The sequence below is a fragment of the Microcystis sp. M083S1 genome, assembly GCF_020246405.1.
Lineage (GTDB): Bacteria > Cyanobacteriota > Cyanobacteriia > Cyanobacteriales > Microcystaceae > Microcystis > Microcystis aeruginosa_C.
In genome coordinates this window covers 1-9465 of record NZ_JADBTB010000028.1, presented here as the reverse complement: position 1 = coordinate 9465, position 9465 = coordinate 1, and the positions used below count along the sequence as shown (strand labels likewise).

The window sequence follows — 9465 nt, the reverse complement described above, 5'->3', positions numbered from 1 at the left end:
CGATTCTCAAGGTCGTGTAATCGGTACTTGGGCCGATGTGCTGAACCGCGCTGGTATCGGTATGGAAGTAATGCACGAGCGTAATGCTCACAACTTCCCCTTAGACTTGGCTAGTGGTGAACAGGCTCCCGTAGCTCTGACTGCTCCTGCTATCAATGGTTAAGTTCTAGTCTGAACGAAAAGGCACTCCTGCGAGGGGGTGCTTTTTTGTTGAGAAGGGAAGGATAACCCCAAACCCGACAATCACCTTTGAGTTGTTGAGATTCTCCGATCGCCAAGTGGGCGAAGACGACTTTGGCAAGCCTTGGCTTTTCCCTCCCGCTGAATCTTGTTAGTAGCTCGAATCCTTAACCGGAAAGACATAGACGGTTCGAGGAGAAGATAGCGCAGTCAAGCTTGACCGATAAACTCCCGGTCGCCAGACAAGCAACGAATTTTTAAGATCGCCTCAATAGACCTCTCCATAATATTATCTCAAGACCAAAAGTCTTTCTAGTCAAGGAATATACCCGAATAAAAATTATTTTAATTGCCTCATATTTTTTCAGTAAAATTGAATTAGCAACGACAGATATACATTTCAGCTATCGAACTGCTTAATTAGTACATAAGCTAAAAGCAAGCTGTGACTGGGTTATAATTTTTGGAGATGTCTAATGAACTGCATAAGCTCATCACTATTGGAGTTTCCCTTTTTCTTGAGCAGCCACCACCAGATGAGAATGGCAACCCCTTCATGGACTATGCCTAGAGTCAGAATATTGTAACAATGGTCGCCAAACTCCCAGGTAGTTCAGTCAAGACTCAACCCCCAAGGTTGGGGGAGCCTCATCCAAATCACAACAATTTTAGCAATTTCGGAGTAATCTAGCTCAAATACTCGAAAAAAGCGTTGTAATCTTTTGTAGTTAGACTCTTTCAGAGCTTTACCTCCAAATCCAACTGCTAACTCTCTCAGATTGACGGTTTTGACTTTGATTAAGGCTAGTAGGAATAGTGCCAGAAACGAAATTCTGGCACCATGCCATCCGAGATAGGGTTGAAGGGCTTGGTTTAAGGCACTATACTGGTTCATAGGGTTTTGGAGATTGGTTCTATTCCCGACCTTGAGGAGACGCTAACAATTCCAATCTGGAGACAATCAGGGGGGTTAGTAATCCATTTCCGAAGGACAGGTGGGGATTCTGGGCCATTTAATTCATCAGCCACAGCTTGAGGGATGATCACAAGCTCATACAGTTCTTGTAGGATATTAACTTGGTCAATCAAGATCAGGCAGCAAATTGGGTAAGTATCAGAGAAAACTATCATTTTGCTCTGAGTTCTTGGAACTTTTCCCACAATTAAATTTATGAGAAAAAAGAGAAAGAAATACCTTGAAGATTAGATAAATTATGGTAAATCCTCTGCATCTCATATTTGTAAAAATATCATCTGGACAAGACACCATTAAGATAGGCACAATGTAAAGATAGAATAGAAGAAACGTTCTCATTATGAACAATAAATTATCTCAGCTTTATGAAACTGATTTTAATTTGTGGCTTGAGCAAACCGTAAATCACTTAAAAAAGGGCAATTTACAGGCCCTTGATTTAGATAACTTAATCGAAGAAATATCCGATATGGGACGTAATAATAAACGGGAGATATTCGTCCGGTTAAAAGTTCTCTTGATGCACTTACTTAAATGGCAATATCAACCAGAAAAACGGACTAATAGCTGGATAAATACCATTGATGAACAAAGAGAACAATTAGAGCTTATTTTCAGGGATAGTCCTAGCTTAAAACCCTATTTAGCCGATATTTTCGCAGAATGTTATCAAAAGGCAGTGCGAGGGACGGTAAATGAAACTAATTTACCAAAAGAAACTTTTCCAGTTGATTGTCCTTTTAGCCAAGAACAGGTTTTAAATTGTGATTATTTTCCTGAAAATAGCTTTTGAACAATGGATATAGCAGTTTTAGGAGAAAATCGCCCTGCTGTCAAGACTGATTTTGTTCTTGCCAAATAGTTAAGGCCATTTGATGAACAAATCGCCAAGGTAGATGATGCTGACGGGCAATAGCGGCACAATCTTCGTATTCTGGTTGTACGGTAATCGGTTGATTACTTGACTCTTTGTAGGCAACTTTTAGCCGAATTTGTCCATAGACAGTATCGATCGATTGTATTTCTCTTTTTAAGATTAATCGCTCTTGAATTGTCCTTCTAATGCCTAAAGTTGTGGTTTCCTGAAAGATCATATTTTCACAAATAGCAATTTTATCCAAGGCACAAATTACTGTCAAAAGTATTCCCAAACGGGATTTTTTCATAGTAATTGCTTGACTAAATACATCCAAAGCACCCACTTGTAATAAAGCCTCGCTTAAGTAGGCGATCGCTTGCGGATTTAAGTCATCAATTTGAGTTTCTAAAACTGCCACAGTTTCGCTTTCATCTAGCTTTTCTGGTGTTTTTTTCCCTAACCAAAGCCGGACAAGATTGGGAATCGGTAAATCTTTTGTACCTGCCCCTAAACCGACCTTTTCTAACTGCATTTTCGGCGGTTTACCGAAACTTTTAGCTAAAGTTGTCACAATAGCTGCCCCCGTGGGTGTTACTAACTCCGCTTCGATGCCATTACTATAAATTGGTACTTGTCGCTGACTAAACAATTGTACTACTGCTGGCACAGGAACCGGTAAACGACCATGGGCGGCCTGAACTGTACCGCCGCCGGTGGGTAGAGAAGAACAGTATAATTCACTCACCGATAGCCAATCCAAACCCAAACAAGTCCCCACGATATCAATAATGGCATCGGTTGCCCCGACTTCGTGAAAATGCACCTTTTCCGGCGCGATCCCGTGAACGGCTCCTTCTGCGATCGCAAGTTTTTGAAAAACCGCTAAACTCCATTCTTGGACTTTCTGGGGTAAATTTGCCTGTTTAATTAAATTTTCAATCTCCGGTAAATGGCGAGCGGGGGTATGATGGTGATGGTGGTGATGATCAGCGGACTTCTCGGCAGTGACATCGACGTTAATCTTAGTGGCAATTTGACCGCGACGATGCACTTTTTCGGCCCTTAACTGATATTCATCCTCGATTCCTAAAGTTTTTAGTTGTGCAATCAGGTATTCTAAGGGGACTCCTAAATCTACTAACGCCCCTAAACACATATCCCCGGCGATTCCCGTGGGACAATCCCAATAGGCGACGATTTTGCTATCATGGCTACTATTTACTCTCTCCATCCCGAAAATCCCCAACAACGTTCTATCCAAGAAATCTGTCATGCCCTGAAAAACGGGGCAATTATGCTTTATCCTACCGATACCGTCTATGCGATCGGTTGCGATCTCAATGTGAAATCCGCCGTCGAACGAGTTCGCCAAATCAAGCAACTATCTAATGATAAACCCTTGACGTTTCTCTGTTCTTCTTTGTCGAATATTTCCGAGTACGCAGTGGTCAGCGATTATGCTTATAAGATTATGCGACGAGTTATACCCGGTCCCTACACTTTTCTCTTACCGGCGACTAAATTAGTGCCGAAAGTGGTGATGAATCCGAAGCGGAAAACCACCGGTATCCGGGTTCCCGATCACGTTATCTGTCGCACTATTCTCGAAACCCTAGAAAATCCCATTATCTCTAGTTCTGCCCATCTTCCCGATCAGGAGGGAGATTTTCCCACCAAGGGATTAGAATCCGCTAGGTTATTCGATGCCCTCGATCATATCGTTGATTTAATTATCGAAGATGGTTCGGCTCCCGGTTCGGAAGTGTCAACCATTGTTGATTTTACCTGCGATCAACCGGATATCGTGCGTCAAGGTTTGGGTTGGCCGGAATTACAACAATGGTTATAACAGTGATTTTAGCCGTCAGCCGTCGGTTTTTTGCTCCCCACACCCCACACCCCACAACTTCCCACTTGCCACTGATAACTGATAACTGTATCGGTTATTGCGACTTTTTATTTCCTGAAAACCGTCTTGTGGAAGCCAAGTTAGTTGCTTAAGATAGAGATAATCGCAGTCAGAGAAAACCTCTCAAGGAAATTATTACTATGGCTTTCACTCTTTATTCTCCCTTCCTGGAAATTAATTCTGTCCAACGTCAAATCGATCAACTTTTTCAAGAAGTATTACCGACAACTTCATTGGTATCTCGTCCCCCGGTGGAAATCTCTGTTAATGAGGATTCCGTGGAATTAAAAATCGAATTACCCGGTGTGGATATTAAAGATATCGATGTGGAGGTTAGCAAACAAATGGTGGCTATTAATGGGCAACGTCAACGCCCTGCCGAAGTGGAAAACAGCGAATTTTATTATGGTAAATTTAGTCGCTTGATTACCCTGCCAGTAGAGGTGCAAAATAGCCAAGTTACCGCTAACTATCAAGACGGTATTCTTTATCTCACCCTCCCGAAAGCGGCGGCAGAAAAAAATAAAGTGGTTAAAGTTAATCTTGGTTAGATGAGAAAAAGACTGGAGAATTTCTCCAGTCTTTAGTTTTATTTGTGGTCGCTAACTGTTAATTGGATTCTTTGCCATTTAGGTTGACGGGACGGGGTTGAATAACACCAAAACCGCCGTGATTGCGTTGATAGATAACGTTGATTTCGTTAGTGTCTTTGTTGCAGAACATAAAGAAATCGTGATCGACTAATTGCAATTGTGTTAGTGCTTCCTCAATAGTCATCGGTGGCATGGCAAAGTATTTCATCCGCACTACTTCCGCAGGTAATTCGGGAGTGCGATCACCGATTAGGCTACCCTCTAAGGGTTTCTCTTGCACCACCTCGCTAGTTTTAACGGTGGCGTTGGTGCGATGATCCACCAATCTTTCTTTATACTTGCGGAGTTGACGAGCGATTTTATCAGAAACTAAATCAATACTCGCGTATAAATTTTCGCTTCCTTCTTGAGCGCGAATCACTGTTCCATTAGCATAAACCGTTACTTCCGCTTTGTGGCGATCAGGAATGCGTGCATTCTTTTCCACGGAGAGGTGAACATCCACTTTTGTGGTCATGCCGTTAAAATGTTTCACCGCTTTCTCCAGCTTTTGTTCCACATAATCATGAATAGCTTCGGTGACAGCGATATTATTGCCCTGAATCAATAGCTTCATACTCACTACTCCATCTAAAAATTTTGCTATAGACCGTCCACATCAACTATTTTTAAGGGATGTTGATGCTAGGAATTTAATCCTCAAAAATCTGCTCGATCGCGCTGTTGTTAGAGGTCACAGTCTAGATATTGTCGGTGTTCTCTTTCTCTTTTTTTTGTCGGATCGCGCGGAAAATTCATCGGGTCGAGCGCCTATTTGCAACTGGATTTATCTACCTCTATTCTAACAAGTTTCTGCAAAGCTTCTCTTAACAGAAGTGCGAAGTTCTGTTAACTTTTATTTAAAGAAACCGATTTTGGCCGCCAGCTAGGAAATCCGGTGATTGTTTCTCCTGTGCGACGGTTAACATCCGAATAGATGGGATATCCTTAGATTAGCACTTAGTATTCTCCCCGACATATATATCTTCCCTTCTTTTAATCTTCCTTTGCGCTCTTTTACATTTCTTAAATATTTTGACAAATCTCGCAATGAATGCTCAAAAAATACCTCGTCTCTGCGGGCTGAAAATTCAGGCAATCACTCCCTATTCTCTGGCCTGGGCGCAACAGCGCTCGCTGGTGGCGGCGAGAATTGCCGATCCCGACTTACCCGATGTGCTGCTGCTGCTGGAACATCCCCCCGTTTACACCCTCGGTACCGGTTCAGATATTAAGTTTATTAAATTTAATCTTGACAAAACCGACAAAGAAGTGTATAGAATCGAGCGAGGAGGGGAAGTCACCTATCACTGTCCGGGGCAGTTAGTGGGCTATCCGATCCTCAATTTGCGCTATTATCAGCAGGATTTACACTGGTATTTGCGACAATTAGAAGAAGTCATCCTGCAAACTATCGCTATTTATGGATTGTCGGGGGCAAGAATCGCGGGCCTGACAGGGGTATGGGTAGAAGGGTATAAAATAGCGGCGATCGGTATTAAAGTTAGTCGTTGGATTACCTATCATGGTTTTGCCCTCAATGTTTGTCCGGATTTAAGCGGGTTTGCCGAGATTATTCCCTGTGGGATTGCTAATAAACCCGTGGGCAGTTTAGAGCAGTTTCTGCCTAATATTAGTCTTATGCAAGTACAGCAAGATTTATCGAGGGTTTTCGCCTCAGTTTTCGGTGTGGAATTATTTTCTCTTGACAAGGATTAATATGAGCGATCGCAAAGACCCAGAAAAACTCCCCGTGGAAAATAGGGCCGATAACCCCGAAAATAACGGTAAAACCAGTTTATCGGCCCCCGATGCTTCCGAATACGTCTCCTCTTTATCTTCGCGTAATCCTGTGCGTCAGCGCATCCTAGTATTAAAAGATCTTCGGCCGGGTAACGCGGGGTTACTACTGGCCCCCCTGATGCTGATGACCATCGGCCTCGTCTTTAGCTGGGACTGGTTAGGCTTTTCTGGGGCGATAGTAGCGATATTGATATCCTTACAGGTGATTTTGCCCTCTATTCGCCAGTGGATCGCCCATTATCTCACCCCCTCTGAACGTCAGACGGTTTTCGCTTTTATGGTTTTTATAGCTGCTCTGGCCGGATTAGGGAAATATTTAGGAGTTTACGAGCGCATATTGCGATGGTTAGAGAGTTTTAAATACGATGAGTTCGGTTCTTGGGCCGAGTGGGTGGGGGCCTTGGGACAGATTATGATCGCCGTGTTAGCTGTCTATGTGGCCTGGGAACAGTACGTTATTTCTAAGGATTTAACCATACAACAAAATCGCATTACCCAACAACAGACGATCGATTCCTATTTTCAAGGGATTTCCGATTTAGCCTTGGATGAGGAGGGATTTTTAGAAGATTGGCCCCAGGAAAGAGCGATCGCAGAAGGTCGCACCGCTTCCATCCTCAGCAGTGTCGATGCCTCTGGAAAAGCGAAAATACTGCGTTTTTTGAGTCAATCGCGGCTATTATCACCGATTAAACGTGATCGTTATCTAGGCCGACCGATTCTAGACGGGGAAGGGGGTTACGCGGAGGATCGAGAGTTCGGTACAAGAGTAGTACAATTGGGAGTAATGTTAGCCGGGGCCGACATTTCCGGGCAGGATCTGCGCTGGACGGATTTAAGCGAAGCGAATATGGTGCGGGCCGATTTAAGTTATAGCGATTTGGTAAAAGCAAATGTATCGCGGACAATTCTCTACGAAGCTAATTTAAGAGGGGCAGATATCAAAGGAATGCGTTTATTTTATGGTTCCCTAGAAAATGCTACCCCCCGCAGTCGCAGCGTTCCCCCCAATTATGACAGCGGAGAACACACGGGAGCAGTGGTAGAAAATGTCAATTTTACCGGGGTGAAAAACATGAGCGAGGAACAACGTCACTATTGTTGTCGTTGGTGTGGGGAAAAGTCCCGCGCAACCATTCCGGGGGGATGTGCTGATATTGGCAATCTTTTGGGACGATAATTAGGGTTTGCTGAATAAATCTAAAAACCTTGTTGGATAATATCTTTAGGCTTTTTTGAAATCAAAAAGTTCCGGGCCCGGGAGTGATCGGGGAGAAAATTTAGGCACTTTTTCCCTGAAAATTAGATAATTGGCCACCTCAAAACCAGTAAAACCCCACACCCCACACCCCACACCCTGCCCCCACGAAAAAGTTTTTCAGCAAACCCTAATTAGAAGATATCCTCATCGGCAAGGGCAGTGCTATAATCAGTGGTATTCATGGCCAATAATTCCCACAAATTTATGAATCAAAAAGTCGTTATTCTTGCCACTGCTTCTGCTAGTTTATTAGCCCTATTAGTTACCACGAACTCCGTACAAGCTGCCCCAGAGTCCTTTCATCCTAGTTTCAATACCAAGAACTTAGGTGATATGATTATCGCCAAGACAACCGGGGAAGAAAATCCGATTTTACGTCATCTTAATTGTAGTTGTGCCACCTGCACCCAATCCCTTAACTCCTCACTCAATTGATAATTTTCCGCCCCAACGATCCTGGGGAATAAAAGTCCGCTCTAGATTAATTTTTGCCACGGGTTCCGTGAGGGTAAATTCTCCCGATTCGATCAGTGCTTTTAATTCTAAAGCGGCTTCCCGGGACAGGGAAATACTGGCCAAAGGAGCCACCCTAACACTTTTTCCCTCGATCATAATCCGACCGCTTTTTAGTTTAGCGTAGGTGATTAAACCAAAGGTAGGACGGACTCGCCGGGGAATGGAAAAATCCACCACTGGAGCGACAATTTCCTCATCTTTTACCGCACAATGTCGAACAATTTCCTCGTTTAAAATTGGAATCGGTACTGCTACCCCTAACATTAAAGAAGCCCCATAATTTTTGAAATAACAACCCCGCACCCAGCGAGCATTCATTTGTTTAGCATCCCCAATTAAGGCTAAGGTGGAAGCGGGACCAATAGGAGTTCGATTTTGTAGGCGTTTTTGCAGGGGAAAATGTTGGGTTCCTTCCCAGGCAATATAACCGATTCCTCCTCCCAAAAAAATGCGCGTACCGATGCCTATAGCCTCTAAATCTGGGTCATTTAACAGGGGAGAAATTGCCCCGGGGTTAGAATAAACTGCATTACCTAATCGCGGCTGTAGTGGTCCTAAATAAGTATATAAAGTCCGCTCTCCCCCATTGACTCCGACGATGAAATTCTGGTAGAGATTGCGAGGATTAAAAAGATAAAATTGATTAATAGTCTCCTTAGAAATAATCGTTTCAAAAGAAGTGCGAGGATAACAATCGGTGGTCTGGCCGACAGCACGCAATTGAATCGATTTTCCAGCGATTAAATCCTCAATAATATGTCCGCCGCCCCTTTCGGGATTTTCTCCCTCTAAATTCTCATTTTTGGCTGCTAAATCACTAATAGCACTGGCTCCTAAGTATAAATCCACCGCCCCAAAACCAGCATAAGCAGGAATCCCATCTAACCAACATTGACGAATTTTTATCGGCGGATCCGTCTGACCTAAATTAATAATTGCCCCCGAAGATTCCATCGGTTCAAAAGTTCCCGTACAAACCACATCTACTTGGGAAAAAACCTCCTTAATTCCCATCTCGTTCACGCGGCTTTTTAATTCCTCTACTGTCCAGACTACAGCCGTTTTTTTAGCAATTTTGTCGTTGATTTCAGCGATTGTTCTCATAATAAAAATTGAACCGATGGGGGGTTAGGGAGCTTTTTGCTGTGGTCAGTAAACAGTTATCAGATTTGAGTTTTCAGTGAGTGGTAAGTAGGTAGGCTTTAAAAATTATCAGACACCCCCCTTATCAAGGGTAGGGTTGATTCATGAATCAACCCTACCTTATCAAGGGAGGCAGGGGGGATCGAACCTAAAATCCATTTTTAATTTAATTATAACCAGCTACTT

The 9465-nt window shown here is 43.3% G+C and carries 9 protein-coding genes and 2 pseudogenes; 6 read left to right on the top strand and 5 right to left on the bottom strand.

What is annotated here, in order from left to right:
* Positions 1 to 221: 221 nt before the first annotated feature.
* Both IM450_RS02660 and IM450_RS02655 read right to left on the bottom strand, forming a co-directional pair.
* A pseudogene (locus IM450_RS02660) lies at positions 222 to 438 on the bottom strand (IS4 family transposase); the annotation flags it as partial.
* Positions 439 to 646: 208 nt separating this feature from the next.
* Positions 647 to 1075 (bottom strand): annotated as a pseudogene (locus IM450_RS02655) (IS4 family transposase); the annotation flags it as partial.
* Between the two features lie 421 nt (positions 1076 to 1496).
* Between IM450_RS02655 and IM450_RS02650 the strand changes: the two are divergent.
* Positions 1497 to 1949 (top strand): DUF29 domain-containing protein, encoded by a 453-nt coding sequence (locus tag IM450_RS02650; protein ID WP_002803553.1) that lies wholly within the window; start codon positions 1497 to 1499, stop codon positions 1947 to 1949.
* A gap of 40 nt (positions 1950 to 1989) precedes the next feature.
* Here the strand turns inward: IM450_RS02650 and larC are convergent, their stop codons facing one another.
* On the bottom strand, positions 1990 to 3246 hold the full coding sequence (larC, locus tag IM450_RS02645) for a nickel pincer cofactor biosynthesis protein LarC (RefSeq protein ID WP_287664494.1): 1257 nt from the start codon (positions 3244 to 3246) through the stop codon (positions 1990 to 1992).
* Here larC and IM450_RS02640 point away from each other — a divergent pair.
* Both IM450_RS02640 and IM450_RS02635 read left to right on the top strand, forming a co-directional pair.
* Entirely contained in the window at positions 3223 to 3864 is a 642-nt protein-coding gene (locus IM450_RS02640; protein ID WP_002803551.1) for an L-threonylcarbamoyladenylate synthase, read from the top strand. The two genes, larC and IM450_RS02640, sit on opposite strands and share 24 nt — an antisense overlap.
* 200 nt (positions 3865 to 4064) lie before the next feature.
* A complete protein-coding gene (locus IM450_RS02635) occupies positions 4065 to 4475 on the top strand; it encodes an Hsp20/alpha crystallin family protein (protein ID WP_287664491.1) in 411 nt (136 codons plus the stop codon).
* A gap of 58 nt (positions 4476 to 4533) precedes the next feature.
* On the opposite strand, the gene hpf is transcribed toward IM450_RS02635, so the two are convergent.
* Positions 4534 to 5133: a ribosome hibernation-promoting factor, HPF/YfiA family gene (gene hpf, locus IM450_RS02630; RefSeq protein ID WP_287664489.1), complete on the bottom strand. Its 600-nt coding sequence runs from the start codon at positions 5131 to 5133 to the stop codon at positions 4534 to 4536.
* Positions 5134 to 5606: 473 nt separating this feature from the next.
* Between hpf and lipB the strand changes: the two genes are divergently transcribed.
* The 3 genes from lipB (at position 5607) to IM450_RS02615 (ending at position 8055) form a co-directional block, all read left to right on the top strand.
* Positions 5607 to 6275 (top strand): lipoyl(octanoyl) transferase LipB, encoded by a 669-nt coding sequence (gene lipB / locus IM450_RS02625; protein ID WP_002803548.1) that lies wholly within the window; start codon positions 5607 to 5609, stop codon positions 6273 to 6275.
* A 1-nt stretch (position 6276) separates the two neighbouring features.
* Positions 6277 to 7539: a pentapeptide repeat-containing protein gene (locus tag IM450_RS02620; RefSeq protein WP_002803547.1), complete on the top strand. Its 1263-nt coding sequence runs from the start codon at positions 6277 to 6279 to the stop codon at positions 7537 to 7539.
* A gap of 285 nt (positions 7540 to 7824) precedes the next feature.
* Entirely contained in the window at positions 7825 to 8055 is a 231-nt protein-coding gene (locus tag IM450_RS02615; RefSeq protein WP_043998089.1) for a hypothetical protein, read from the top strand.
* Here IM450_RS02615 and IM450_RS02610 read toward each other — a convergent pair.
* Positions 8044 to 9240 (bottom strand): homocysteine biosynthesis protein, encoded by a 1197-nt coding sequence (locus tag IM450_RS02610; RefSeq protein ID WP_287664484.1) that lies wholly within the window; start codon positions 9238 to 9240, stop codon positions 8044 to 8046. The two genes, IM450_RS02615 and IM450_RS02610, sit on opposite strands and share 12 nt — an antisense overlap.
* Positions 9241 to 9465: the final 225 nt, after the last annotated feature.